We start from the raw sequence: 26,590 nt of genomic DNA on the forward strand, positions 1-26,590 counted from the left end.
GTAATTGATTGTGATCCCCGCTTTCAAACCCTGGCTAAGTATTTTAATTCCGGTCTATAACGTTGAATCCTATCTGCACGAATGCCTTGATTCGGTAGTGCAGCAAATCATACCGGGCGTAGAGATAATTACGCTGGATGATTGTTCAACGGATAATTCGCGTCACGTGCTACAAAGCTTTGCTGAGGATTCCAGTATCCCCTTGACGATTTTACGCCATGATTTCAACCGCGGTTTAAGTGCGGCACGCAATACGTTGCTCGATAGCGCACGCGGCGATTATGTCTGGTTTCTGGATTCGGATGATGCATTACAAGCCGGGGCACTGGCTGCACTACAGCAAATCACCCGTCAATATTTACCCGATTTGATACTGTGTGACTTTCGTGTTTGGCGCGAACAGCAACGCTGGAAACATCTATGGCGCGGCGAAAATCACAGCAAAACTTTTGTCGGATCAAAACGAAAATTACTTACTGACCCACTTAAATTATTTGAAGGGATTTACAAGGCGCGCAATTTACACATTTGGTCAAAAATTTCCAAGCGCTCGCTTTGGAGCAGCGATTTGCGCTTTCCGGAAGGCCGGGTGATGGAAGATATGGTGGTGACACCGCGTCTGATGTTGCGTGCCCAGACGTACTTTTATCAACCCAGTGTTTGGGTTGCCTATCGGCAGCGTGACGGCAGTATTTTATCCAGCACCAACCAGAAGAAGATTGAGGATATGTCCATTGCCTGTGCGGGCATATTGGATCTCTGGTCAAAAAAATACCCGCAGCTATCCTCGCGCGCGCGTTTTTATTTTAGCTATTTTTGCGTGAAAACCCATATCTGCGTCGCGCGCGATATGCGCAGCCTACACAACAATCAGCACCCTGAATTAGATCTGTATCGCACACGATTTTTCAGTCATATCGGCTGGAATAAAACACAATTGTTTAAGGAATACCTCAAACGAGGCTGGTTGCTGCGCCTTCGTCGCTTTCTTCGGGAATACTGAATCTGGTGTAGTGCAGGCAATCGTTTTTCCGGTAACAAGTTCAGGGTGTTATTATGCGGGGGAATATCCTTTAGACCCCGAATAGCTGAACCCCAATATCAATGAAAATACCCAATCGCTTAGCGGCTCTGGTCAATGATGGCCTGATTGACGAAGTCTATTACCCCCTCATGAGCGGCAAAGAAGCGCAGGTTTTTGTAGTGCGCGCCAATAATGAAGTCCGCTGTGCCAAAGTCTACAAAGAAGCCAAAAAACGCAGCTTTAAACAAGCTGTGCAATACCAGGAGGGGCGCACTGTGCGCAACTCGCGCCGCGCTCGCGCTATGGCAAAGGGCACTCGCTATGGCCAGAAGGAGGCGGAAGAGGCTTGGCTCAACGCCGAAGTAGAGGCGCTGTATCGCCTCGCCGAAGCCGGTGTGCGTGTACCTACACCCTATTGGTTTGTCGATGGCGTATTGGTGATGGAGCTGGTGGTCGATGAAGAGGGCGACCCGGCACCGCGTTTGGATGACGTCGCCTTTGACCCGGACACAGCACGCGCCTATCACGCGCAGATGATCACCGAAATTGTGCGCATGCTCTGTGCTGGCCTAGTGCATGGCGACCTGTCTGAATTTAATGTATTGGTCGATCACTCTGGTCCCGTGGTCATCGATTTGCCCCAAGCGGTCAATGCCGCCGGTAACAACAGCGCGAAAATGATGCTGACCCGCGATGTGAATAATATGCGCGATTATTTTGGCCAATACGCGCCCGATTTATTAGTCACCCACTACGCAGATGAAATGTGGGATTTGTTTGAGCACGGCAATTTGCACCCCGACAGCAAACTCACCGGCGAATTTGCGCAGAGCAATGTGGAGGCTGATCTCGCCACCATGATGCGCATTATTGAAAACGCCAAAGAAGAAGAGGAAGACCGCAAAGAACGCGAGCGCATGGCGCGCGACGGCGAATTTTAAATTAACCTAGAGTGTTAACTTAAACCTACACCAGAGTAATTGCGAGGTAAGTATGAAGCTGGATTTTTTCGACGAGATATTTAAAGGTTTTGGTATGGCCGACACCAGTTGGGGCGGCAGTATAAAAATATTTTCGTTGGTCTTACTCACCTTTATCGTCAGTTTTGTTGTGGGGAAAATATTCAAGCAACTGCAAAAACATTTTGATAAAACCAACAACCTGTGGGATGACACCATTCTGTGGGCAGCGCGCAAACCGATTAGCACCATGATCTGGATTGTCGGTTTATCACTCTCTGCGGCGATGGCTGATCATGTCGCCGGCACCACGTTTTACGCTTTTGCCGAACCCGTTGCGCGGCTCGGTTTAATTGCGATGATCGCCTGGTTTATTGTGCGTTTAATCAGTGGCGCAGAGCGCATCGTGGTATCGCCGGAAAAAATGGCCGACCCGATGGACCCAACCACTGTATCGGCGATGAGTAAATTGCTGCGCGGCTCGGTCATCATCACTGCCGTGTTAGTGATTTTACAATCCATGGGCTACAGCATTTCTGGTGTGTTAGCCTTTGGTGGTATTGGCGGTATAGCGATTGGTTTTGCCGCAAAAGATTTGCTCGCGAATTTTTTTGGCGGCTTGATGATCTATATGGATCGCCCTTTTAGCGTGGGCGATTGGGTGCGTTCACCCGATCAGGACATTGAAGGCACTGTAGAAAAAATCGGCTGGCGCCTTACTACTATTCGCACCTTCGATAAACGCCCGCTCTATGTACCCAATGGCACTTTTGCCACTATCTCGTTAGAAAATCCATCGCGCATGAGCCATCGCCGCATTCACGAAGTGATTGGCATTCGCTATGACGATGCACACCTGATGAGCAAGATTGTTGCAGACGTTAAACAAATGTTAATTGATGACGATGAAATCGATACCAGCCAAACCACCATCGTCAATTTCAATCAGTTCAATGCATCGTCGCTGGATTTTTTTATTTACTGTTTTACCAAAACGATTAATTGGATTCACTACCACGAAGTAAAACAAAGTGTGCTGCTAAAGGTGTATGAGATCGTCACCAAACACGGCGCGGAGATTGCCTTCCCAACTCAAACACTGCATCACGCTTCTATTTCGCCCGTGGAATTAAGAGCAACCGAAGTGGCCGCGCCTGCGCTAACACAACCTGAGCAACACTAGCGCCGGATAACAGCAACGCGTTAATTCAAACGCAGCATTAAGGTCAGAGGATGAATAGGGGATACAGTAAAACCATAGTGTTGGTAAAACGCTTTGGCCTTTTCATTTAGCGCATGAACTACCAGCGCTCTGACCCCTGCGTTTTGCGCAACCGACCCAGCCCGCGCAACTGCATCCTTTAATAAACCTGCGCCCAGTTTTATCCCTTGGGCGCGGTGATCCACTGCAAGACGCGCAAGCACTAATACCGGGATCGGATCGGGCATGTTGCGCCGTACTGAACCTGTCGCCAATTGATGCGCTACCGCACCTGCGGTAAGTGCGTAGTAACCGCACACACGATTATCTTGATCGGCCACCACAAAAGTTCTGCTGGCGCCACTCACTTGATTGATCAGCGCACGCCGTTTGAGCCAGTCATCCAAGCTCGCTTCACCGCACTCAAACTCACTGATGACATGGGATGCAACCAAGGGTTGCGGCCTGGTTAACTGCAAACTCATGTTTTAGTTTCGTCCCAAGGCGCCTGCACAGCCATCAGCCGTTCCAAACCCTGATTTGCCTCTAATGGTGCGTCCAGCAGAGCAGCAAATTGTTGAAATTTATCGCCTTCCAAACTGAAAAAGACTTGATCCAACAATACCGCCTGAGCCCGTTCACAAGCGGCTTCCAGCATAAAGTCAGAGCGGTTTTTACCCAGTAAATTGGCGGCTTGATCAATCAGATCACGCTGTTCCGGTAAAGCACGCAGGTTAATCGCTGCAGCACGCATAGCTAGCTCCAAATGCATACACAATAGATATACACACTTTACCCAGTGTATAGCTATTGTCAATACAGGTTGCTGTAGCTATTCGATCCAGGACGGCATAAATGCTCTCACTCGGTTGCGATACACAGGGGGGGTGATCGATTAGTAAAAGATTTTGCGCAGGGCCCAGCGGACGCTGAAGCATCGATATCGCTGTGAATAATTTCAGCGTCTACAGTGACTGTTTCATCTGCACTCCCAAGCTGAGTAGGGGAATGCAGATGAAATTAGATTTAGATCTTTTGGCTAACACCAAATAAGCTACGATAAACAATTGCAAACAACATCACACTGAAGGGGATAGCCCAAATCAAACCAATACCCAGAGGTATGACAGCAATCGTAAAAATGATAAGGATAAGTAGATAAAGAATAAAAATTTCGAACCAGCACTTGGTAATCCGCTTGCGCGATGTTTCCAATGCCTCCCAGATCCCCATGTTCTTTTCCACAAGCAATGGCATTGCCATTGAATAGGCTACCATCAAATAGATTCCTGGAATGATCAGCAATACCAATCCCAGCAGAATCAGTATCATCATTAATAAATAGAGAAAAAATAGCGGTATAGCTTTGGAGTAGTAATCAAACACCATTGTGGCGCTCGTAGATGTTCCAACGCTGCGCTTGATTCCTATCATGGTAATTCCTGCAGATATGGGATAGGTAACTAGAGCAATAACGATCTGGGAAATGATAATCATGAATGGTGAATCCTTTCCAATAAATTCGAAAGGCACCGACACAGCTACAGAGATAGCAATGTAAATAAAAATTGCTCCCCAAAGGGTGCCCTTGACTCCCTTGGTCAGGGCCCACGCTTCTTTTAGTGCAGGACTTATATCCCAATTAGAATTAGGTTGGTAAATGCCCCCAGGCTGTTCATCTTCAAGATTACTCTTTGGTGTTTGATAGGGATTGGTTTCCGACATTTCCTGTCTCCGATGCTGTTAATGGTTGGGTTGTGAATTAGCTTTCATTCGCGCTGCCCAGCGTTGGTAGATCAATACTTCGCGACAACCACTAGAATTCTGGTTGCTCAGGGCGAGTCGGTCATTATGGGCTTTGATGATTTGACGGGATAGTAGCAGCCCTAAAAAATTATTCGTGATTTTTTACTTGTATTCAGAGCTTACAAAAGCACAAAACTATTTTTGCAAAAGCTCCACTAGTGACTGATCTGTATTACCCAATAGCCGCGCTGGAAACCATTGCAACGTTTGTTCACTATTAATAGCAGGTCTGGTTTGTTTTGGTGGTGTGAAGATTATTTTTGTATGGTTGTTTTCAGTTGTGTAATCGGCAACCTCAAAAGTAAAGGTGTAATAGGGTTCAACACCCATACGCAAATCCGCAATACTGATCACCCCATTTTTTTCCTCCATTTTAAAATAGCCGTGACTAAACCAGGCGATGCGGTTGACTTCCCAGTTGCTGCGCACAAGATTATAAATTGCCTCTCCGCGCGGGTATTCAACAAAACGTATATCTGTGTCGCCATCCAGCAATGAATAAAATCCTTCGGCATAACCCTTTGGCGTAATCGCCACTATGCGCCACAACACACTGTTAAACGGCGCTGCAGTGACAAGCCGCTGCTGCACTGAAAAACCCTGTGCCGCGAGGGATTTATCGGCGAGTGTGCCAACATAAAATTGCATCGCCAGGCCCCACAATAAATACACACTGCTAACGGCAAGACCAATGGTATTCCACCGCAATCCCGCTAGTTGTTTGCGCCCAAGTGCAATGCCTGTACCGATTAATAATGGCAAGGTATAGAGTGGGTCGATAACAAAAACACTGCCAATACCAAAGGGATAATCGCTAAACGGCAGCGCGAGTTGGGTGCCGTAAATCGTCATGGTATCGAGTAATGGATGGGTAATTAAAACCAACCAGACAGCAAGCCACCAACGTTTAAATAGATATTTTTGCCGCGCGAGCGTTGCGACAATCCACGCAAAAAATGGTGCAACCAAGGTGAGATAAAACAGCGCATGGCTTTCGGTGCGATGCATGGTCATCTCGCGAATCGGATCACCGTGATTAACTAACACATCCAGATCCGGTAAGGTGCCCACCACAGCGCCCATTAAGGCAGCGTTCCACAGCGCGGTTTTGCGCCCCATCACTGCAACGCCAACGGCAGCGCCTAAGGCAATTTGTGATAAAGAGTCCATTTTACTCCCCGTATTCCGCTGCGCGAATGACCGCTAAAAATTCATCGCCAAAACGTTTTAATTTACTTTCACCCACACCGGTAATACTGCGCAACTGCTCGGTAGTGAGTGGGCGGAACTCCAACATTTCGCGCAATGTTGCATCGTGAAAAATAACGTAGGGCGGTACGCCTTGTTCTTCTGCCAAACGTTTGCGGCAGCTGCGCAGTGCATTCCACAAACCCTGATCTTCCGCTTCGATATTTTGGCCGAGGTTGGCTCGGCGCGGTGAACTCGCTACCATTTTTATATCGCGCCGCAGGGCAATTTTTTCTTCGCCGCGCAAATACCCACGGCAACTTTCATTTAAGATCAAACCACCAAATCCATCGGCATTCACATCGAGCAAACCGCGCGCAACTAGCTGGCGAAACACCGCTTTCCATTCATCCGCACTTAAATGTTTACCAATGCCGTAGGTGGTTAATTTGTGATGACCAAACGAAAGAATTTTTTCATTATTGCTGCCGCGCAACACATCGATCACATGACCCGCACCAAACCGCTGGCCGGTGCGATAGACACAGGAGAGCGCCATCTGCACCGCTTCGGTTGCATCCCAGGTTTGCGGCGGGGTAATGCAGCAGTCGCAATTGCCGCAGGGTTGCGCGAGCGTATCGCCAAAGTAGCGCAGTAAACTTTGGCGACGACAACTGGTAATTTCACACAAGCCCAACATTGCATTTAAGCGCTGTTGTTCATTGCGTTTAAATTCTTCGCTGCCTTCGCTCTGCGCCATCATCTGCCGCAGCTTCACTACATCTTCCAAACCATAAAGCAATAAAGTGGTAGCTGGTTCACCATCGCGCCCCGCGCGACCAGTTTCCTGATAATAGGCTTCAATACTTTTGGGCAGATCCAAATGCGCGACAAAACGCACATCGGGTTTGTCTATACCCATGCCGAAGGCGATAGTCGCCACCATAATGATGTTGTCTTCGCGTAAAAATCGCTCCTGATTTTTTTGCCGCACATTGGCCGGCAAACCTGCGTGATAGGGCAGCGCAGTAAAATTTTCACCACTTAACCAAGCGGCAATTTGCTCCACTTTATTGCGCGACAAACAATAGATAATGCCCGAGTTGCCCGCTTGTTCCTCCCGCAAAAAACGCATCAGCTGAATTTTGGGATTATTTTTTTGCGCGATGCGATATTGAATATTGGGGCGATCAAAACCGTTGATAAATTGCTGCGCATTTTCCAATTGCAAGCGCGCGATAATTTCGTCGCGGGTGCGTACATCTGCAGTCGCGGTTAAGGCAATGCGCGGCACCTGCGGAAATTCGCGGTGCAGCAATTCCAGTTTTAAATAATCCGAACGGAAATCATGCCCCCATTGCGATACACAGTGCGCCTCATCAATCGCAAACAAGGAAATTTTTATCTGGTGAAATAATTCCAAGGTGCGCGGCTGAATCAAACGCTCGGGCGCAACATAGAGCATATCCAATTCGCCGCGCTGCAAGGCCAACTCGGTCGCACGCATTTCCTGCGCGCTGAGCGATGAATTTAAAAACCCGGCGCGCACACCCAGTTCGCGCAGTGCACTGACCTGATCTTGCATAAGGGCAATCAGCGGTGAAATCACCACACCCACACCCTCACGCACCAGCGCGGGAATTTGGTAACACAGAGATTTACCACCGCCAGTGGGCATCAGCACCAGCACATCGTCACCGGCCACCAATGCATCAATCACCGCCGCCTGCGGGCCGCGAAATTCGTGGTAGCCGAAAGTGGAATTTAAAATAGCAAGCGGAGTATTCATCTATCACAACATCCTTTGCTGCAATAATTTTCCTATTTCTTCACCAATCACCTGAAACCCAGTGTGAGTGTTCATTAGCTGTTCCAATAACGCATGGCTGGACGCACATGATTCTTCAACATCGCTCACAATTTTCTCGATAGTTTTGCCATTCAAGCGGCAATGAATTTTGGCGAATTTTTCCAGCACTTTCCACTTTGGCCAGCGTTTGCTGCCGGTCAAGGTGAGCGCCATGGAATCGCGGGGAATATAGGGTGTAGTGCTGATTAAATCAAATACCGGCGCGAGCTTGCGGGTGACTGAAGGCATTTGCCCTGTGCGATATTCTGTTAATCCGGAATAGAGCACACCCAGATTTTTTAAATGTGCATCGCCATTTTTTATTTTGATATTCAGTAGAGTTAGCGTAAATAAATACTCCAGACTTTGCTGAACATGCTCAGGCGATACAAATTGGATTATTGTACCGGCACAGGCTTCTATGCTGGATTCATATTTTTGTTGCGTGGTTTTGCCCTGCAATACACAAAAATCCTCAAACCCCAGTGACTGCTCTTGCTCGTCAATATCAAACCGCTCACACACCAACAACTTACCGTTATCGCTGAGAAAAAAATTCGGTGTTGCTAAGCCAGCATTGCGCGCGAGGGTTAAACAGAAAAATTCATTGCAGGCCAACTCGGGAAACTCGGGGCCCCAACTTTTTACAATATATTTTTTTAATGGCAAGCTTGCTTTGTCGGTCAGCGGGTTCGAATTGGTATTGTGTGCATCCATCAATACTTTAGGTTGCACACCCGCTACACCTGAATGAATCGCATAGCGGTCAAATAATTGCTGGAATAGTTCGGCATCATCACTATTTAACAGCTCATCGAGTGATAGATTTGCGGCGGTTTCATCTGGCAATTTTTTATCGACCAGACTGTAGCGCAAGCGTCCAATCTGATGATTGCCCAGCAGGGTGAGATAGCTTAAATCATCGCTGCCAAAATGTTTTGCGGCAAAACGTTCAATTGCCTGACGCAAGTAACCCTCAGGCAAATTCATTTGAAACAGCGGATGCAAACCCTGCTCGTAATTATAGGTTTCTAGCCGCAGCGGCATGGTAAGCGAGAGCGCCTCGGCTGCATCCAGGCCATAGGTGAAACTGTGGCGCTGTTGCACGCGCGCCAACCGCCCAACACGCTGGCTGGCGACAAACACATCGAGCTTATCCTGCATGCTGCGACCCCTCCGCCTGAGCTGCTACCAGCTCGTCCAGCGTGGGCAAACCCGCATTCGCCAGAGTCAATTTTTTCCCCAATAAGGCCAGCACTCGCTCAATCTTGCGGATGCCAATATCGGTGTAATCGTTGCGCTCCAGCATACCCAAGGTGGTGCGATCAAGACCGGCCATTTCGGCAAGCTGCAACTGACTCCACCCGCGCTGTTTGCGCAGGGTTTTGATTTGTGAGCCGAGCTGTTCAAGGGCAGAGTTCATAGGTGTATTAGGTGATCAGTCATTATGATGAATATATACAGCATAATGACTGATATCAACATCAATGATGAATATATTCATCATTTTTTAGAAAGGTCTATATTTTCCAGAATGTCATCCCCGCGTGCGGGGATCCATAGGTTTTAAGGCCTAAAGCTGGGCTCCCGTAAGCGGGAGTGACGAAGTGCGGTGTGACTGGCGGGTTGGCCTAGTTTTCCAACGTCTTATTGAGAAAGCGAATGATATCGCCCATCGGCCAAAGCGCGTCCCGCGCAAAGCAGCTGCCCGCCCAGTTGCAGCCGTTATCCAAATAGGCATGATTTTTATTGGGGTAGACCTTGTACTCCACCGGTTGTTTGGCCGCTTTTAATAAATCAACATAATGTTGCGCCGCTGCGGGTGGCGTGGCGGTATCCAGACTGCCCACGTGTACAAATTGCGGGGGCAATTTATATTCACTCGCCTTGGGTACAAAATATATCGGCGATACCGCTTTGTAGTAATCGCTGTTGTCTTTCACATTAATATGATTGCCGAACAAACCGCGCGCCTCGGCGTTAGCAAACTTCCAAAAGCTATTTTTATCTGTCTCAAAATTACCTAAAGCCGCACGAGTATAAAGATCAAACCCCGCGTAACTCAGCACTGCCGCCTGCACCTGTAAACCGTCCTCTTGTGCCACCTGCTCGGCGGTTTTGCCAGCCGGTAGATAACTTGGATTAAAGCCTAAACTATCACCCGCAAAACCATCGCTCTCCAACTGGCGCCCGCGCAACAGAATCATCGCCGTAAGGTGCCCACCGGCGCTATCACCCGTTATGGCGACACGCGCTGGATCGCCACCGTATTGCGCGATATGGTCTTTCACCCACAGCAGACCGCCGAATGCATCCTCCACAATTTGATTCATAGTGACGCTATTATCTTGATCCACCAGCAGCCGGTAATTCATGTTCGCCACCACCATATCGCCATCGCGCGCGATTTTGGTCGCAAAATCATTCATGATCGAATTGTTATTAATTAACCAGCCGCCGCCGTGGTAAACCACCAGTACTGGATAGGTTTTTTTACCGGTCTTCGGCACATAAATATCCAGTGTGAGCGGGAAATTGTCGGGCTTGGCAAACTGGATTGCCTTGTAGACTGTGACTTCTGCATCCGCATCATCAGCCTGCGCGGACAACGCGCATAAACCAAATAGCAGGACGATGAATAAGTTGATGGGGCAACGCATAAAAACCTCTCTTTCGCTGTGGATTACTGTCACTGTGTTTTTTGTGGTGTAGACAAGCATAGAAGGAGCAGCTACAGGGGGAAAGGGATAATCGTCAACTTCATATGCATTAGCAAACGGCATCTTCATTAGGCTCCATTTACAGTAATCTGCCATTTTCCTGGAGGGCATAGATATGTACGAAGACATTCTCAACTTCTGGTTTAACGAACTAACACCCGTACACTGGTGGAAGAAAGATCAATCCTTGGATGCAGAGATCAAACGCCGCTACTCCGCAATTCATAGCCAAGCAATACGCTGTGAATTATTTGATTGGCGCATGGCCGCAAAAGGGCGCCTGGCAGAAATTATTATTCTCGACCAATTCTCCCGCAATATATTCCGCGACACCCCGCACGCCTTCGCCCAAGACTCACTCGCCTTAGCACTTGCACAAGAGGCGCTGGCCGTAGACGCCGACAAAGCCTTATCCCCCACCGAGCGCAGTTTTCTTTATATGCCCTTTATGCACAGCGAATCCGCCGTAATCCACCAGATTGCGGTGACTTTATTTAGCGCACCGGGCATGGAAAATAATCTCGACTTTGAGCTAAAACACCAAGCCATCATCACCCGCTTTGGCCGCTATCCGCATCGCAATAAGATTCTTGGACGGGAATCGACGGAGGAGGAGATTGAGTTTTTGCAAGAACCGGGGTCGAAATTTTAGGCTGGCAAAAGCCTGACTGGTTTAACTTTTGGTGGATTTGTATAGGCAAGCTATACAAATCCCCAGCCTGTAATGCGATGTATTTCACATCTGCTCCGATTTGGTACAGAATCCGCCCCAGGGAACAGCGATGGAATAGAGTGATGAACAATAAATACAGCAGCACCAGCCACCGAGGGTTAGCGCGTGGCGAATAACTGGCAAGAAGATGAACTGTTGTTAACGCTGCACCTTTACTGCCGCACGCCGTTTGGCAAATTGCATCAGACCAACCCCGGACGTAACCAACCTATATCCAAATAGTTTCTTGATTTCAAATTAGAGGATTACATGCCATACCTTAATTTTATTGATGATGAAAACTTAATCGGTGCTGTTAAACATGTGCTCGATATAGCTCGAAAGGCAAAGAGTTCTGCGGCAACTAAATTTCATTCAAATGTGATTGATCCATTTGGTGCATTTTTTGAGGCTGGGGGGTTTAAGCTCTCGCACGAGGCATGGAGGAATAACGAAGAGGCGCGACAAGCGCAAAAAACTGTACAAAATCACGTAGGAGCATTCCATCAAAAGATACTTGGAAGTGTCAAAGGATGGGAAGATTTATCTGTAGGTGGAAATGTCGATTTGAGATGTGAAAATCGAAAAATAATTGCTGAAATTAAAAATAAATACTCCACCGTTACTGGCGCAAAACTTGTGAACGAATACCTGTCGTTAGAAAGATTAATTATGCCGAAAGCAAGTATTTATTGGGGTTACACTGCTTATTTCGTAAACATAATTCCAAACAAACCTACACGTGTGGATAAGGAATTTACGCCTTCAGATAAAGATAAAGGTACTAAATGCGCAGCCAATGAAAAAATTAGAGTTATCGATGGAGCCAGTTTCTATGACTTAGTCACAAATCAAAAAGACTCACTAAAAGCTCTTTACAATGTATTGCCACAAGTAATTGAGGATACGTACAAAACATATTATCCAGAAGAGAGCTTTACACTTGAAGGAAAGGAATTATTTAGCAAGTACTTTGCCATGGCTTATGGTGATAACCATGACTAAGGTTTGACAAAATATATGTATGCGTATACAGTTGTAACCATGTCCAATGTTACAAGGTGTACGCCATGGTTCCTGAATATTATTCGATCGCCCAAGTAGCAGATATCCTCTCACTTTCTAAAGAAACCCTTCGTCGCTGGGATGCCAACGGTACGTTGGTACCCCAGCGCCATCCAGATAATAATTACCGTGTTTACCACCGATCTCAGCTCGAAACCTTTGAGCAAGCTCAAGTTCTATTTAAAAGTACTTGGGCAAAAGAAATGAAAACTAAGCCTTTGCGCCCATATAAATTATTAGAGTTGTTTGCTGGTGCTGGTGGGTTAGCAATTGGAATGGAAAAGGCGGGTTTTGAATCAGTTTTGCTTAATGAAATTGATAAACACGCTTGCAACACACTCAAATTAAATCGCCCGCATTGGAATGTCGTTGAAGGCGATGTGTCAAAAGTTGATTTCACTGATTACAAAAATAAAATTGATATTTTATCTGGTGGATTCCCCTGTCAGGCGTTTTCTTACGCGGGTAAAAAGCTTGGGTTTAACGATACACGTGGGACACTCTTTTATGAATTTGCACGTGCAGTAAAGGAAACGAATCCAAAAGTAATTATTGCAGAAAATGTACGTGGTCTTCTGAAGCATGAGGATGGCGCAACGCTTCAAGCAATTACTGATGTAATAGATGACATTGGTTATGAACTTGTTGATCCGCGTGTTCTAAAAGCAGTGTTTTACCAGGTTCCGCAAAAACGTGAGCGATTATTTTTAATTGGTATTCGTAAAGACCTCGCGCCTTTAGTGGATTTTAGTTGGCCGTCACCCTATAACCGTATAATGACTATGCGTGACGCATTGAAAGCGGGAGAGCTTTATCCTACTGATGTTCCCGAGTCTGAAGGACAAAAATATCCCAAGAGAAAGGCAGAAATATTGGCAAAAGTGCCGCAAGGAGGATATTGGCGTGACCTTCCAGATAAATTGCAACGCGAATATATGAAAGCAAGCTATTTTTTAGGTGGCGGAAAAACAGGCATGGCGAGACGTTTGTCTTGGGAAGAGCCTAGCCTCACATTAACTTGTGCCCCGGCGCAAAAACAAACTGAAAGATGTCATCCAGAAGAAAATAGACCTCTTACTGTGCGCGAGTATGCGCGAATCCAAACATTTCCCGACAGCTGGGAATTTTCTGGACCGCTCACAGCGCAATATAAACAAATAGGTAATGCGGTTCCCGTTAACCTTGCTTACGCAGTTGGCCGTTCATTAGTCGCGTTACTAAATGATATCGAAATGTTGAATACAACATCAAAAAAATCATCCATAGTAAAACCAAAGTCAAAAATCCCCGTAAAACAATTAAAGATCGCAGTCTAAAAATTTTCTATATGTGACTTAAAGTCTGTAGACCAATTCCATGCGGAATCCGATAATAATTAAATATCATTCAAGGATTCCGCAATGAAAAATTGCCGCATATAACTCAATATTCAAGCTTGTAGCGCGATGGGCTGGAAGGTATTAGTGATTTGGGAATGCGCGCTAAAAGGCAAAACCCGCCGCAATCTTAATGAGGTAATTCACACCGCTGCGAATTGGATTATGTATGATTCGCAATCGGCAGAAATCCAAGGCAAGCTGTAACTTCTCAATCATTCAGTTCGGAGAACATTCATGAAACGCAGCAATTATAAATGGAGTTTACCCAGCGAAATTAATGCTCGTTTGGGTAGCGAAAGCTGGGGGGCGCAGCGGGCGATTTTTGAAGCGGATCATTTGTTGTTGGTTTTGCATGCGCCGCCGAAGGCGGATAGCAATGAGCGGGAGCATGAGATTTTTTTGCGCTTGCCGCAAGGTAAATGGTTGTGTAAGGGAATTGATCATGGCGACCATGCGCTAGCCAAGTTTATGGAAGACTATCGTTTGCTGTACAACGAACTTGAAGACCGGTTTGAGAAAGTGAGCAGCATTGATTCACTGTTTGCCATTATCGATAGATTGATTCCGCTTGCGCGCTCTTCAAACAATATGAAACAGGCACTGCAAACCGCGCGTGAAGCGCTTGGCAATGATGCGTTTATTATCGACATGCGCGACCGCAGTGTGGATATTGCGCGCGGCTTTGAATTGCTATTGGCCGATGCGCGTTTGTCGCTGGAATTTCGTTTGGCGCGCAGCGCAGAAGCACAGGCGCGCGCCGCTGAAGTTGGCAACCGCGCGCAACACAAACTCAATATTCTCGCCGCTATCGCATTTCCATTGATGAGTGTGTCTGCCGTGTTTGGCATGAACTTGCCAAGCGGATTGGAAAACAAACCGCTATTTTTATTTTGGTTGGTGTTTCTGGGTGGTTTGGGCTTGGGGTTGTTTGTCAAAGGTTGGGTTTCATCAGCCGCTGCGCCGGAGAAGAAACGGCAACCACCTAAGCGATAGATTTACAAATTAAAAAGAAGATACTTATGATCCCAGCTCACATCCATACTGAAATCCTGAAACGCATTAGAGCCGCAGAGCAAGAACACAGTGTTAAAGTTCTGTACGCGATTGAATCCGGCAGCCGCGCTTGGGGCTTTGCATCGCCGAACAGCGATTTTGATGTGCGGTTTATTTATGCGCATCCGCGCGATTTGTATTTGACGATTGATGTGGAAGACAAGCGTGATGTGATTGAATACCCGATTGTGGATGAGATTGATATTAACGGTTGGGATATTCGCAAGGCGTTACAACTCTTGTGGCGGTCAAACCCCGGAATTGTGGAGTGGTTGCAATCGCCCATTGTGTATGTGGACGACGGTGTGTTTGCGCCTGCGGCGCGCGCTTTGTTGCCGGAGATTTATTCACCGGCGAAGGGGATTTATCACTATCGTAGTATGGCCAAAACGAATTATCGCGGTTATCTCAAAGAAGAAATTGTGCCACTTAAAAAGTATTTTTATGTATTGCGCCCGCTGCTTTCTATTATGTGGTTGGAAAAATACCAAACACCGGCACCCATTGAATTTCACCGGCTGCGTGACTTATTAACCGATTTCCCCCAGGTGAATGAAGAGATTGAATTGTTATTAGAGCGCAAAAAACAAAGTATGGAAAAGGAATTGGCACCTGCGATTCCAGTACTTAACCAATTTATTGAAAGTATGTTGGAACATTATGAACAGCATAAGCCCGTTGAAGTAGATACTGAGCGGGATATTGAACAATTAAATCTGTTATTTAAGAAATCTTTAACCGTATAAATCGGTGAATTCATCATGAAATATTTAAGTGGCCAGGACATCAAGCTTCATGATCAAGTCCAGCTTTGGAAAGACAAGTGTGGAATAGTTGTCTGCATAATCGAAGACAGTCTTTTCAGTCACGAATTTCCACAGGCAGACTGGGCGTTTTTACAAAAAGGACTACTAGTCAACATGGATGACGGCCAGTTCATCCACTACCCTGAAATAGATGAAGATTTGACTTTTGTTGTTCCGCAATAAAAGCGCCCGCATTGCGCTAAACCTCATACGGGCAACTATCGAGAGCTTAGGGTTTCACGACGGCATTACCAATTAATGCTTGTAGGTAAAGCTAATACTTAATTACTTCTTAATTCCGTAAGTATCATAACTAGTAAGTACTATGTTGGTGGCTCCATCCGGAATTTCTCTTTGCTTTTTAAGATAATCAATTACTTCTGCCGAATGATCAATATGTCCTTTCGGATGACTTTTCGTGGTGAATAAAACATCACTACCTTTACTTCCTTGTCTAAAAGTAAATGTCTGAGATGTACCTTCAGCATCTGTGTAAGTTCCCGATGCTGATTTAAGGCATACATCTGTTTGCTGCAATTGCGCAACTAACGATTTCAGTTGAGTAGTGACACCTTTGAAATTTTTATCTTTTTTAGATTGGATCGGTTTGGCCTGTATTGACAAGGCTTTATTACCCATCACATCCGCCTCAGTTTCCAACCCCACATCATCATTAACCGACGTGCCTTTCATTTGCGTAGTCGGTTGTACACGGCCTTGCGCCTGTTGCACAACATGCCATGCTTCGTGGGGTAAATGCTGTTCCTGACCGGGAGCGACGTGAATGTCAGTGCCTTGCGCGTAGGCGTGGGCGTTTAGTTGAGCGGGTTTGTCTGAGTTGTAATGAACTTTTACGCCATCCATACTCATCCCAGACAGAGATTCAATGCCAGATTTCAGTTGATTAGGTAATCCGGTGTTGTTAGGTTTTTCTTCTAATTGTGCAGTGGCAACATTAGCAAACTTACCCTGTAGTAATTCCTCGTCTTCGGCGAGCTGCGCTGTTTCAAATTTTCCCTGCAGGGGTTCCTCTTCTTCCACTAATTGTGCCGTTTCAAATTTGCCCTGTAGTGGCTCTTCCTCTTCCATACGCTGTGCGACAAATTTTCCCTGCAACGGCTCTTCTTCCTCCATTAATTGTGCTATTTGGAATTTTCCTTGCAACAATTCTTCATCTTCAGCGCGTTGCAGAGGTGTGATTGGTGATGAGGTCATCATCTGTTGTTGCTTGAGTTGCGCGGCGGTGGAGGCGCGCTGATCGTTAAATAATTGCACACTGGGTTTGGCAGCCGCTTGTTGCGCCGATTTTTCTTCGCTAGCAGTTTGGCGAGTTGTGAAGGCCATGGTGTTCTCCCGGGATTTCCCTGATAGTAGATCAATGATAAAAACAGCAACGTTTGTTCGTACCGCTACTTCCTTCTACTGACTAGTGGCGAAACGCCCAGACAGTGCAAATAAACAGTGCGCCAGAAATAGCTGGCCAATAAAAGAGTTTAGGTAATAAATTGTCGTGAAACTGAATAAATGAAAATTTTACTTTTAACGACAACAAAACCGCATTTGCGGTAATAAGTAGAATAATCACGTAGGTTATTAAATAAAAATATTCTAAATACACCACCGAATTGGCGGCTAGCTCATTGCGCATTTGCACGTGGGATATAAGTGCGACAAAAAATAGTGCTGAACAAGACGCCACTACGCCAGCGGCGTTAAAACCGAGAAAGTCTTTCTTTTCTTCATCGGTAGACATAGTGATGACAATAGCATAGAGCATCAGCACAACAACAAATAACGGAAATAGATGTGCGAGAAATGGATTGATAAAGTTGCGCATAATTTCAATATTAAAATACAACTCCGGCACTACCCCACCAGGAGTTTTGCTCGCAATGCCAAGGCGAGTGTTGTACTGATTTTCACGCATCTCAAAATATGAGCGAAATAACGACCAACCAGACAGCACAAAATCTTTTTCTATGCCCGGCAATGAGCGGGTATTAAGGCTGTCGTAAGACTTTAGATCTGGCACTAGCACTATGTTATCGCCAATTTTTTCGTGCCAGAGCCTTATCCATACAGATTGCCGATCTAGCGGAAACAGATCGGGGGAAAAGTTTTCGCGCAGGGTCGTTTCAAAATACCAGCCTTTTAACGTCTCACCATTTTTTTCCTGCGCATATGCCAATTTGATATTAGTTGTGATTGCCTCAGGAAAGACTGTGCCAATTTCGTAATTGGAATCTTGCCCTTCCTGATAGCGGTGCCAAATATAGCCGGTAATGTTGACATTGCTAGCGCTGAGAAATTCGATGGATTGAATAAATAATCCAACCGGCACATAGACGGGAGCATCATCGTAAGCATTGAGTGAGCGCAAAGCGTTTTTACGTTCAAATTTTTCGATGATGGCTTTATTAGCCAAGATAATTGATTGATTTTTGGGTGGGTTAATAACGCCATATTCCACTACCCAAATACTGATAACGCCGGAAAAGAAAATTACAGTATAAATTCCGGTATCAACCCACAGCTGCAATCTACTGGTTCTTTTACGCTGCAAGCGCACACAGCTATAAAACAAAATGCCAATAATAACTAATAGGGTCACCCAATCCACACGATCATTTTTAGTAAGTTTATGCAGTAAGTTACTATCTGTGTTCCGCGCGGTAGACGCCTCAACAATTTCCGCAATCGTAGTTTTGGCAATCACACTTGTAAGCTGCCATTGGGTTGCGGGAATCGCTACACTGTGTTGCCATGCCTCTTCACCTGTTAATACATTAGTTGTGCTATTAATTGCGGTGTTAACTAATGTCCTCCGGGCAAGTTGTTGGGTCGTCTGGGCGATACCAATTAAGCTGTGGTACAACTCATTACCCTGCGCGGTGACAAGATTTAAGTAGTTGTTATCTTTAACGTCATATTTCTCGATTTGATCATGTAGCCATTCAAAATTGATATCGACAAAAACCACGCCAATTTTTTTCTGCTGCGCACTGTAGACTGGCGCGGTATAACGAATGACATGTTGCTCCAGTGCTGCCTCATAAAACGGTGCCAGCCATTGACGCTCCTGGATTTTTGCAATTTGATACCAAGCCTCAGGGTTGTGCAGTAAATCCTGCGGCTGATTATTACCGACAAAATAATCGTAATAGCTATCTAACCGTTCAATTCTGGCGCCTTTGGCGTTTTGCCGAATAAAGGGGGCATAAAGGCGAAAATGAGTCCCGGAAGCCTCTGCATCAAATGCTACGCCCAGGGCGGCAAATTCAGTGTGCTGTAGATAGGTAGCACGCAGATTTTCTTCTATTTTGCATGGGCTACAATCAGCTGCACTCAAGAGTGCGGCAAGTTCGTCGGCAACAGCTGCAATCGCCTGAATTTTGTTGGATAAATCATCGGCCAAAAATCGTGTTTGCTGCTCCGCCCATAATTTGGAGCTGTGTTGACCTTGTTGATATTTATTAAACACGTAGATTGCCTGAACTACAGCAAATAGGATAAGTGCCGCTGTTATGAGGTTCAAGCCAAGCAAAAATAAGCGCGATTTATTATTTAACATGTTCGGCATCACCTTGCACATTGTTTACATTTTTATCGTGTAAGTGCGTCAACCACACCCTATCCATCATTTGATGATCACCCACCTCACCGGGTAGCTCGCGCTCTAATTGCACCAAACTCGCACGCAATGTCTGGCTATTGATAGCATCTTTAATGTTGCGTATTGCACTTAATAACAATTCAGTTTCTAAATAACCTTCGTGATACACCTCATTCGGTATTGATCCATATTCGTAAACCTTGGCGCTTTCACTATTGGGATTTGGTACTACTTGCGAAAGCGTAAGATTAAGATCTTTCATAGCTAACTTTTCTGTCAATGCAGTCGCGCTGGTAAATGACAAACTATAAAAACGAGTAGCAGGCGACAAGCGCTGCGCAAAACGAATGAATTCAGCGGTTGGCTCAACCGCGCCCACCAAAATAACTACTTTGGGCTTTACACTGGCCTTAATAAATTCTTGCAATGCGGCATTGGTTTTTAAGCTGTTGCGCTCGTAGCGCATTTGCAACACATTTTCCTGACACTCATTGCATAACTTGGCTAAAGACTTTTGCAAAGAGGCTAAACCAGCATTGCCAAATGAATCATTTTGCAAAAATAAACCGATGGATTTAATTGAGATACCTTGTTTAACAATATCGGCAACTATCGCGTCCATTTCCTGATCATAACTAGGGCGATAATTAAAGACATAAGCAGCGGGAGGGCTCAGCCGTAATATATTTGCGCCAGTGTACGCACCGTAAAATACCACTTGTCTTTCATTGGCAATCTTCCAGGTTTTATCGGCCGTTGGCGTACCGACATTGCCCACAATGGCAATCACTTTGTGCTGCTCAATAAGTTCACGGGTATTATGTGCTGCGGCCTCTGGGTCGTAACTATCATCCAACACAATGAGCTCGAACTGAATGCCTTGGCGGCGCCAAAAAACATCGCAATTGGCTTCTGCAATTCGCTGCTGCACACCTTGCGACATAGACACACCAAGATATTGAATCGGGCCACTCAAGGCCGTGCTCATACCCAATTTAATCGTGTTAGTGGCGGCCGGGAAATGTTCTGCGCAATCAATTTGAGCAACACTATTAGATACCCAAAAATACGTGCCTAGCCCCAACAGGGCTCCGACCCACAAACCAATTCTACCGCCCGAATTATTTTGTTGTTTCATATTAAATGCGGTCATCATATTCACCGTCATCTAATTCTGAATCTGATTCACTTGCTTGCTCTACGCTTGGCGCGGGTAAGTCACGTCGAGGTAAGCTGGCGATTTTTTGGTGGTGCAATAGATTGCGATTTGGTTTTTGTTCCTTCAGTGCTGTAACAGCATTAATACCAGCCTTTAACGCGAGACCTAATAACACCAAGCCTAACAGACTGGATAAATTGACCATATTAAACAGCGGATCAACCGCAATTAAATATACCCACACTATAATGGGTGGTAAGAGCGCACTTATGACGGTTAACGGATGAGGCAACCATGCAATAACAGTAGGAAGTTTTTTGCAGCGATGTGGATAGATGTAGAACACAATCAATACGTACAACAACGCCACCACTAACCAAATATTCATGATAGCGATTAGCAACCAGCGGTAGCCGCAGAGCACTTCATTCCACAAGGATTCAGAATAACCGGGTGCGAAATGTGTACCAATATAACTATTAACTGCTTGATAGTCTTTGCCATCGCTTGCGCCAATGTATTCCAGTATTGGCCAGAAGCTTCCACCACCAAAACTTTCATGAATGTATTCCAACCGTTTTTGTCGCTCATCAATTTGTTCCATTCCTTTGTTAAGTGATTTATTTTCCATTGCGGAATAATCAATAAACATCAACGGGGCGAGAAGATCGCGATTCATGCTTTTAGTCACTGCATAAATTTCATCAAGCGCGGTGTAATAGGGGTCTTCCATAATCAACACTATCAAGCTGCCGACTTTTTCCTGCACCTCGGGAATTGAAAGATTGTTATGCGAGTAACGATTAACCCCGGTTAACAAATCAAGATGATTGTTACTAAATACAAAATCCGATTCTAAGAATTCGGATTGTCTAACCATAATATTGATATAGGTGTTATGTTTTATCGCATGAAAGCGATTGCGGACTTTATCCTGCAATGCAAGTTCCGCCTTTAGCTCTTTAAAAAAGGCATCAAATCTATCTTTGGCCGGTTGCGACCGAGGATAATTTTTAAAGTAAAACGTTACCCCATCGCCATTATTTGGCTGGCTGGTTAACCCCAAGGTTAACCAGGGAAGTAGGCGCGCCTCAGTAGAAGTAAGGGGTAGCGATAAAAACGTGGTTAGTTGATGTTTCAAATTATCAAAAAATATTTTTAAGTTTTTATCGTCTTCCAGTTCAGGTGACAGTGAAAACTCCTTTTCAATAATCCAATCTACTTTGCTACCGTAGCGGCGCGCTTCGTGAATAAATGCCTTGGCACTATCGCTATTGTCAGTCAATAGATTTGCGACGCCAGGGCGACTATTTATTTGATTTAATTGGCCGGTATCACTAACAGTTAAGCCAAAATACGCCACCCGATTAAACGTGCTGAAATCAAATATCTGTACTGTATCGGTTGTTTTCCAATAAGGGAAAATGCCATAGGCAGTTGTTTGTATCTCTTTTGGTACACAGCCGCAATTTTCATGGGCGCCGCTCCAAAGGATGGGCTTGCCCGTGTAGGGTGGCATGGGCTCACTATAGAACTGTTCGAGGATAGGCATCAGTTCTTTGTTAAAATACTTGCCTAAAGACTGCACGTGATCTTCATTGCAAAATTTAATCGGCCCATCCGTAGTATCTTTAAAGTAAGTCTGTAACTCATTAAATAGCAGGGCTTTTTCGGCGGGCTCAAGGTTGCCTAATTGCGTGTCCAGGGTATTGGATTTATCCAGTTTGCAAATGCCCGAGGCTTTGAAAATTTTGTTTTTAATCGCTAACTGTAAAAGTTCTGCACTAGGGTATTCAACATCCTTGAGGGTCTGCATTAATTTTATAACAACATTAGCAAGGGGCTTTTTACTGCTGCGCATTGAATCTGCCATTGCATCGCTCAGCATAAAGTAGCTGCTTTGACTGGCGATCTGAATTTGTAAGATCAGCTTGTCAACATTGACAGCTGCAACCTCTGCGCTATTTTCAGCAGCAGTTGAACTAATTGCCGAGCTAGTTTGCGCTTGCTCAGCAGCAATCGGTGGAGGGTTAGTTGGCTTAGACTTTTCTATTGCCGCTGTTATCGCCTTTCTAAATGCATTTTGATCTTTAAACGATTTAACTTTCATTGCGGACAGCGTTTCAAATAGTGCATCGCTAATACCCTGCTGCACAAGCGTGTTTAATACATCGTCATTTATTTCATAACGCCTGTATTCCACAATACCGCTACTGATTTTATCGGTAATTTTTTGACTTTCTTCTGGCGGCAATTTTGTTAGGAGTGCAGCGATTTCCGCCGTTGCTGACTGCTTATCGGGAAACTCCTTCCCTTTGATTACATCCAACACAGTTTCTGCAGTACTTATCTTTTTCACCGCCCCGGCCATAGCTTCAAAATCATCTTCACGCAGTACGTAGAGATGAAAAGGCTTAACCGGTTGCGGTACAACAATTCGCTGTTCTGCGGCTGGTGCTGGTGGTTTTCGATAACAATCTAGTAGCGTTTGTAACTCCTCATCCTTGCCTTGCGCTAGAGTTTCTTTCACATCCAGGTCACATGCGGTGAAATGTGTGGCCGCCCAGAGGGCAAATTCTTTGCTGATAAGAGTATCTGTGTCGGTGCGGTGTTTTTCTGAAAAGCTGGCGATAGCCGTCGCTCTTGCTGGCAACACAACTACCGCTTCACCATCCTTATCCAAGGCAAAACTATTACAAAAGCGCTGCATCCACGACCAGGTAATTGGCCCTAGAATGCCATCGTTTAACGGCTTGCCGGGGCGGCCTGCGTCTTTTTTCCACTCCGGTTCCAGATGGTACAGCTGGTACATATCCGCCTGTACTTGGGCAATAACGGGTTTGGGATATTTTTTATATTCCAACTCATAACCGAGACATTTGTCTTTGTTAAATGTTGCACCTGCAGGAGCAGCCTGAGTATGCAAACTACATGCGACTGCGAATAAAAAACCTAACAGTAGTAACGGTGATTTTTTTGTTAAGGCAGTAATCATAGCAGTTAGAGCGTACGCCCCTCCTTGAGAAGTTCTTTATTGATGCCTTGCACTAAATCAGCTTGTTCAAGGGTGTCGCGCTGCATGCGAGTTGCGCGGATGGCTGCGTAGCGCACCACATTGGTTAGTGAGCCGCCAGAGAGCTCATATTTTTCTGCCAATGCTTCCAGATCAACATCGTTGGCTAACAGGGAAGTGTCTGGCAATAGATTTCTCCACAAGCGCAACCGCTCAGTTTCATCAGGCAATGGAAAATAGATTATCGATTGAAATCGGCGCGCAAAGGCTTCATCGATATTCGCTTTAATATTGCTCGCGAGGATAACAACACCAGGAAAATCTTCTACACGCTGCAACAGGTAGGAAATTTCCTGATTTGCGTGGCGATCATTTGAACTGCTCGTTTGAGTGCGCTTACCAAACAAGGCATCGGCTTCATCAAAAAATAAGATCCAATTTTTATTTTCTGCCTGGTCAAATACACCAGCGAGATTTTTTTCCGTTTCACCTATGTATTTGGAAACCACCATGGATAAATCAATGCGGTACACATCTACACCTACACTGGCACCCAATAATGTAGCTGTTAGGGTTTTTCCTGTTCCCGGTGGCCCAAAAAATAAACTGCGATAGCCTGCTTTAATGGATTTTTCCAATCCCCAGCGGCTCACCAGCTCCTTGCCTTGACGCAGCCATGTGTGCAAATGATCAATTTCATCCATTACGTCAGCCGACAAGACCAAATCATCCCAAGTGAGTTTGCTGGTGATTAATTTTGCTGGAAATTCAATGCTGTAATCCGGTTTATGTACATGGCCATGTGTACAGCGATGTAAGAATTCTGCAGTGACCGAAATAGTTGCATTCAAAAAGGGTTCGCCACTGGCTTGATGCTCTAGCTTAATCAACCGCTGCTTCAAAAAATAATGCTGCTCATCAAATAACTGCAATGCATCAAAACGGCGATTTAATTCCTGCCCGGCTAAGATAAATACCGCAGTTTCCGCTGTGGGCAAGAAGCCGCTATGAGCTTTGCCGCGCCAACCACCAAACTCAGTATAAGTGCGGCCAGTAACCTGACTTTGGGTAAAAAAGATATCCAATGCCTGCGGCCGCAAATGTGGGATTAGGCATAAAATAAAAATTAGTCGCTCATCAAATCCCATCGTGTAGGTGCGCACGATCTCAGCGTAGGGCGATGCGTCATTCTGTAGATCCGGCGGCATTAGGCTGCGCACATCGGCAGTGGCTTGTTGCGTTTCAGGCGCACCGAAATAATGGGTAAAACGTAAATTCAATACAGCATCAAACCAGGCAAGTTCCTGTTCGAGTGTTTTAGCATTAGCTTGGCTAATCATCATGGCACACTTATCTCAGTCGATTATCAGGAAAAATCGCGCCAGGAAACGCGCAGCGGTTTATCCATCCACCCGTGTTTAATCAGGCTGATACTCCATGGCAGGCGATCGAGCAGCAAATCAAATGTCTGCTCCTTTACTTTCAATCGCCAACAATCTTCTTCCAGTACCAACCAACCCTGACGCTGGAAAAATGTTTCGCGTAGCCCGCTAATGGAAGTTGAGCCTAGAACTTTCCAATGTTGGATCATGCTAGTGAGCATTTGCTCGATTAGTGTTCGCTCTTGTTCAGTTATCTCAATGCCAGCACTGATTGGAATACTGCTGCTGATCCCACATAAAATTTTATTCAGAATCAAATCGTATTCCGGCGTGCTGCTTTGTCCCGTCACCATAAATTGCACTAAATGCACCGCGCGATCTGCCGCAGCTGGATGGATAAATTTTCCATCCTGAATCAAGTTCAACATAGAAAATAGACGTGGAAGAAATGCGCCAGCTAATACCTGACCTGCATTGTTGATATGCAAGCCCGATTCCCATTGCGGGGTGGTCTCGTCGTTATTAGTTGTGGGATTGGTATTTATCTCCTGCAATCGCATCGCTGGTTTTAGCGTCGCCGGCGGTCTTAATAACGCAAGACGGCGCTGCGTGAGATTTACCAGGCGCTGCTCATCCTCAATACCCGTCGCATTTGCCAGACGGCCACAGAGTTCAATTGCAAGATCTAATGCCTGCGCAGGGGTTTGACTGGTGTTAATAACAGCAGCTGAGAATACATAATTGAAAATAAATTCCCATTTTGTTTGTTTAATAAGGAGACTATTGGTATCAGCCACTAATAGCGCCAAGGCTTCCATCACAATTTTTACTACTGCATCGAGCCACGGGTAACGCTCCGGCTGCAAACGCATTATTATTCTATGCAGTAGATGCGCAGGGATTGAATTGATAAGCACTCGCGCATGTTGTGCAATTGCTAACAATGCCCGCCATTCTGCAAAAATCGCCTGAGTTGGGCGATTCAGAAGCTGATTAATATATTGTTGCAAGGCCAACAGTTGCTCTCGATTGAGAGGCAATTCGGCCCCTAGCAACGCTGGTAGCAGTAACCCAGTATTATCTATGCTGCGATCTTTTTCACTGATTGGTAGATAGTCCATTGCCTGATGTAATATTGGTTGTTCTGATTGCCTATTATCTGTATCGAGTAAATTCTCGTTATTGGTGTTTTTATTAACCAGACCAGCACCATCAACAGCAGCGGCTACACAAGCTTCAAGATCGATTGGTTGTCTCTGTAAAATCGAATTAATTAATAATTGATAATAGGCCGATACCCGTACCGTTTTTAAGGCGTGAAGTTGAATCGCTTTTATTAAGTCAGTATTTGAGCCGAGGTGAATAAGCGGTTCTTGCTGCATTAAGGCGACTGTTAGCTGCTGCCATTGCGCTTGATCAAACCGCAAACCTTGCAATAGGGATAATGGTTCGCGCTCGGACAAAAGAACCTGTGCGATATCGACAATACTTTTAACGGAGGTTGTTGGCGCAGGTGCAGATTGCGTAATATCTTGCTTTGAAGTTTGCGTAACTTTTTGCGCACTATGGCGAGTTGAATTTTTAGTATCCGACTCTAATGCTTGTTGAACAGTTTCTTGTTTTTGTTCAATGCCAGCAATCTCTTGCTGCAAATAATGTTC

The 26,590-nt window shown here is 45.5% G+C and carries 23 protein-coding genes; 9 read left to right on the forward strand and 14 right to left on the reverse strand.

The annotated features are described in order from the left end of the window. The first annotated feature begins 10 nt into the window (after nucleotides 1–10). The 3 genes from AC2CG4_RS14235 (at nucleotide 11) to AC2CG4_RS14245 (ending at nucleotide 3,166) form a co-directional block, all read left to right on the forward strand. Nucleotides 11–1,003, forward strand: a complete 993-nt coding sequence (locus AC2CG4_RS14235; RefSeq protein ID WP_484486894.1) for a glycosyltransferase family 2 protein — start codon at nucleotides 11–13, stop codon at nucleotides 1,001–1,003. A 101-nt stretch (nucleotides 1,004–1,104) separates the two neighbouring features. Beyond that, a complete protein-coding gene (locus AC2CG4_RS14240) occupies nucleotides 1,105–1,965 on the forward strand; it encodes a PA4780 family RIO1-like protein kinase (protein WP_484486895.1) in 861 nt (286 codons plus the stop codon). Nucleotides 1,966–2,059: 94 nt separating this feature from the next. Further along, nucleotides 2,060–3,166 carry a mechanosensitive ion channel family protein gene (locus tag AC2CG4_RS14245; protein ID WP_484486916.1) on the forward strand — a complete coding sequence of 369 codons (1,107 nt, stop codon included), beginning with the start codon at nucleotides 2,060–2,062 and terminating at the stop codon, nucleotides 3,164–3,166. Nucleotides 3,167–3,186: 20 nt separating this feature from the next. Here AC2CG4_RS14245 and AC2CG4_RS14250 read toward each other — a convergent pair whose 3' ends face one another. The 8 genes from AC2CG4_RS14250 to AC2CG4_RS14285 all read right to left on the reverse strand — a co-directional run bounded on the left by AC2CG4_RS14250 (nucleotide 3,187) and on the right by AC2CG4_RS14285 (nucleotide 10,687). After that, complete coding sequence (locus AC2CG4_RS14250; RefSeq protein WP_484486896.1) at nucleotides 3,187–3,669, reverse strand: GNAT family N-acetyltransferase; 483 nt, start codon at nucleotides 3,667–3,669, stop codon at nucleotides 3,187–3,189. Beyond that, on the reverse strand, nucleotides 3,666–3,938 hold the full coding sequence (locus AC2CG4_RS14255) for a type II toxin-antitoxin system TacA family antitoxin (protein WP_484486897.1): 273 nt from the start codon (nucleotides 3,936–3,938) through the stop codon (nucleotides 3,666–3,668). The genes AC2CG4_RS14250 and AC2CG4_RS14255 overlap by 4 nt, the downstream gene beginning before the upstream one ends. A 272-nt stretch (nucleotides 3,939–4,210) precedes the next feature. Next, nucleotides 4,211–4,909, reverse strand: coding sequence for a DUF975 family protein (locus AC2CG4_RS14260; protein ID WP_484486898.1), 699 nt, complete (start codon nucleotides 4,907–4,909; stop codon nucleotides 4,211–4,213). A gap of 216 nt (nucleotides 4,910–5,125) precedes the next feature. Further along, entirely contained in the window at nucleotides 5,126–6,160 is a 1,035-nt protein-coding gene (locus AC2CG4_RS14265) for a metal-dependent hydrolase (RefSeq protein WP_484486899.1), read from the reverse strand. Nucleotide 6,161: 1 nt separating this feature from the next. After that, entirely contained in the window at nucleotides 6,162–7,967 is a 1,806-nt protein-coding gene (gene recQ, locus AC2CG4_RS14270) for a DNA helicase RecQ (protein WP_484486900.1), read from the reverse strand. A 3-nt stretch (nucleotides 7,968–7,970) separates the two neighbouring features. Continuing rightward, a complete protein-coding gene (locus tag AC2CG4_RS14275) occupies nucleotides 7,971–9,191 on the reverse strand; it encodes a type II toxin-antitoxin system HipA family toxin (protein WP_484486901.1) in 1,221 nt (406 codons plus the stop codon). Next, nucleotides 9,181–9,450, reverse strand: a complete 270-nt coding sequence (locus tag AC2CG4_RS14280; protein WP_484486902.1) for a helix-turn-helix domain-containing protein — start codon at nucleotides 9,448–9,450, stop codon at nucleotides 9,181–9,183. The genes AC2CG4_RS14275 and AC2CG4_RS14280 overlap by 11 nt, the downstream gene beginning before the upstream one ends. Before the next feature lie 208 nt (nucleotides 9,451–9,658). After that, nucleotides 9,659–10,687, reverse strand: coding sequence for an alpha/beta hydrolase (locus tag AC2CG4_RS14285; RefSeq protein WP_484486903.1), 1,029 nt, complete (start codon nucleotides 10,685–10,687; stop codon nucleotides 9,659–9,661). A 175-nt stretch (nucleotides 10,688–10,862) separates the two neighbouring features. On the opposite strand from AC2CG4_RS14285, the gene AC2CG4_RS14290 reads away from it, so the two are divergent. The 6 genes from AC2CG4_RS14290 (at nucleotide 10,863) to AC2CG4_RS14315 (ending at nucleotide 15,945) form a co-directional block, all read left to right on the forward strand. Continuing rightward, nucleotides 10,863–11,399, forward strand: coding sequence for a DUF924 family protein (locus AC2CG4_RS14290; protein ID WP_484486904.1), 537 nt, complete (start codon nucleotides 10,863–10,865; stop codon nucleotides 11,397–11,399). A gap of 330 nt (nucleotides 11,400–11,729) precedes the next feature. Further along, a complete protein-coding gene (locus AC2CG4_RS14295) occupies nucleotides 11,730–12,464 on the forward strand; it encodes an Eco47II family restriction endonuclease (protein ID WP_062057589.1) in 735 nt (244 codons plus the stop codon). A 65-nt stretch (nucleotides 12,465–12,529) separates the two neighbouring features. Beyond that, the gene (locus AC2CG4_RS14300) at nucleotides 12,530–13,840 is read left to right on the forward strand and encodes a DNA cytosine methyltransferase (RefSeq protein WP_484486905.1); all 1,311 of its coding nucleotides are present in this window, start codon (nucleotides 12,530–12,532) and stop codon (nucleotides 13,838–13,840) included. 297 nt (nucleotides 13,841–14,137) lie between these two features. Next, on the forward strand, nucleotides 14,138–14,896 hold the full coding sequence (locus AC2CG4_RS14305) for a magnesium transporter CorA family protein (protein ID WP_484486906.1): 759 nt from the start codon (nucleotides 14,138–14,140) through the stop codon (nucleotides 14,894–14,896). A 26-nt stretch (nucleotides 14,897–14,922) separates the two neighbouring features. Continuing rightward, nucleotides 14,923–15,702, forward strand: coding sequence for a nucleotidyltransferase domain-containing protein (locus AC2CG4_RS14310; protein WP_484486907.1), 780 nt, complete (start codon nucleotides 14,923–14,925; stop codon nucleotides 15,700–15,702). Between the two features lie 15 nt (nucleotides 15,703–15,717). Beyond that, the gene (locus AC2CG4_RS14315) at nucleotides 15,718–15,945 is read left to right on the forward strand and encodes a hypothetical protein (RefSeq protein ID WP_484486908.1); all 228 of its coding nucleotides are present in this window, start codon (nucleotides 15,718–15,720) and stop codon (nucleotides 15,943–15,945) included. A 102-nt stretch (nucleotides 15,946–16,047) separates the two neighbouring features. On the opposite strand, the gene AC2CG4_RS14320 is transcribed toward AC2CG4_RS14315, so the two are convergent. The 6 genes from AC2CG4_RS14320 to AC2CG4_RS14345 all read right to left on the reverse strand — a co-directional run. Beyond that, a complete protein-coding gene (locus tag AC2CG4_RS14320; protein WP_484486909.1) occupies nucleotides 16,048–17,106 on the reverse strand; it encodes an eCIS core domain-containing protein in 1,059 nt (352 codons plus the stop codon). Nucleotides 17,107–17,188: 82 nt separating this feature from the next. Next, on the reverse strand, nucleotides 17,189–19,333 hold the full coding sequence (locus AC2CG4_RS14325) for a cache domain-containing protein (RefSeq protein ID WP_484486910.1): 2,145 nt from the start codon (nucleotides 19,331–19,333) through the stop codon (nucleotides 17,189–17,191). Then, a complete protein-coding gene (locus AC2CG4_RS14330; protein ID WP_484486911.1) occupies nucleotides 19,323–20,528 on the reverse strand; it encodes an ABC transporter substrate-binding protein in 1,206 nt (401 codons plus the stop codon). Before AC2CG4_RS14330 ends, AC2CG4_RS14325 begins: the two co-directional genes overlap by 11 nt. Continuing rightward, nucleotides 20,515–23,460: a hypothetical protein gene (locus AC2CG4_RS14335; RefSeq protein ID WP_484486912.1), complete on the reverse strand. Its 2,946-nt coding sequence runs from the start codon at nucleotides 23,458–23,460 to the stop codon at nucleotides 20,515–20,517. The genes AC2CG4_RS14330 and AC2CG4_RS14335 overlap by 14 nt, the downstream gene beginning before the upstream one ends. Nucleotides 23,461–23,534: 74 nt before the next feature. Further along, nucleotides 23,535–24,890: an ATP-binding protein gene (locus tag AC2CG4_RS14340; RefSeq protein WP_484486913.1), complete on the reverse strand. Its 1,356-nt coding sequence runs from the start codon at nucleotides 24,888–24,890 to the stop codon at nucleotides 23,535–23,537. Between the two features lie 23 nt (nucleotides 24,891–24,913). Further along, a partial coding sequence (locus AC2CG4_RS14345) for a contractile injection system tape measure protein (RefSeq protein WP_484486914.1) occupies nucleotides 24,914–26,590 on the reverse strand: 1,677 nt, incomplete at its 5' end.

This window comes from Cellvibrio sp. ATLC23, assembly GCF_057196725.1.

Bases quoted from the DNA above. Each gene is read 5' to 3' on its own strand.
- AC2CG4_RS14285 (WP_484486903.1), bottom strand. From the start codon at position 10,687: ATGCGTTGCCCCATCAACTTATTCATCGTCCTGCTATTTGGTTTATGC.
- AC2CG4_RS14250 (WP_484486896.1), bottom strand. From the start codon at position 3,669: ATGAGTTTGCAGTTAACCAGGCCGCAACCCTTGGTTGCATCCCATGTC.
- AC2CG4_RS14245 (WP_484486916.1), top strand. From the start codon at position 2,060: ATGGCCGACACCAGTTGGGGCGGCAGTATAAAAATATTTTCGTTGGTC.
- AC2CG4_RS14290 (WP_484486904.1), top strand. From the start codon at position 10,863: ATGTACGAAGACATTCTCAACTTCTGGTTTAACGAACTAACACCCGTA.
- AC2CG4_RS14275 (WP_484486901.1), bottom strand. From the start codon at position 9,191: ATGCAGGATAAGCTCGATGTGTTTGTCGCCAGCCAGCGTGTTGGGCGG.
- AC2CG4_RS14265 (WP_484486899.1), bottom strand. From the start codon at position 6,160: ATGGACTCTTTATCACAAATTGCCTTAGGCGCTGCCGTTGGCGTTGCA.
- recQ (WP_484486900.1), bottom strand. From the start codon at position 7,967: ATGAATACTCCGCTTGCTATTTTAAATTCCACTTTCGGCTACCACGAA.
- AC2CG4_RS14300 (WP_484486905.1), top strand. From the start codon at position 12,530: ATGGTTCCTGAATATTATTCGATCGCCCAAGTAGCAGATATCCTCTCA.
- AC2CG4_RS14320 (WP_484486909.1), bottom strand. From the start codon at position 17,106: ATGGCCTTCACAACTCGCCAAACTGCTAGCGAAGAAAAATCGGCGCAA.
- AC2CG4_RS14305 (WP_484486906.1), top strand. From the start codon at position 14,138: ATGAAACGCAGCAATTATAAATGGAGTTTACCCAGCGAAATTAATGCT.
- AC2CG4_RS14310 (WP_484486907.1), top strand. From the start codon at position 14,923: ATGATCCCAGCTCACATCCATACTGAAATCCTGAAACGCATTAGAGCC.
- AC2CG4_RS14280 (WP_484486902.1), bottom strand. From the start codon at position 9,450: ATGAACTCTGCCCTTGAACAGCTCGGCTCACAAATCAAAACCCTGCGC.
- AC2CG4_RS14340 (WP_484486913.1), bottom strand. From the start codon at position 24,890: ATGATGATTAGCCAAGCTAATGCTAAAACACTCGAACAGGAACTTGCC.
- AC2CG4_RS14330 (WP_484486911.1), bottom strand. From the start codon at position 20,528: ATGACCGCATTTAATATGAAACAACAAAATAATTCGGGCGGTAGAATT.
- AC2CG4_RS14255 (WP_484486897.1), bottom strand. From the start codon at position 3,938: ATGCGTGCTGCAGCGATTAACCTGCGTGCTTTACCGGAACAGCGTGAT.
- AC2CG4_RS14315 (WP_484486908.1), top strand. From the start codon at position 15,718: ATGAAATATTTAAGTGGCCAGGACATCAAGCTTCATGATCAAGTCCAG.
- AC2CG4_RS14260 (WP_484486898.1), bottom strand. From the start codon at position 4,909: ATGTCGGAAACCAATCCCTATCAAACACCAAAGAGTAATCTTGAAGAT.
- AC2CG4_RS14325 (WP_484486910.1), bottom strand. From the start codon at position 19,333: ATGTTAAATAATAAATCGCGCTTATTTTTGCTTGGCTTGAACCTCATA.
- AC2CG4_RS14295 (WP_062057589.1), top strand. From the start codon at position 11,730: ATGCCATACCTTAATTTTATTGATGATGAAAACTTAATCGGTGCTGTT.
- AC2CG4_RS14240 (WP_484486895.1), top strand. From the start codon at position 1,105: ATGAAAATACCCAATCGCTTAGCGGCTCTGGTCAATGATGGCCTGATT.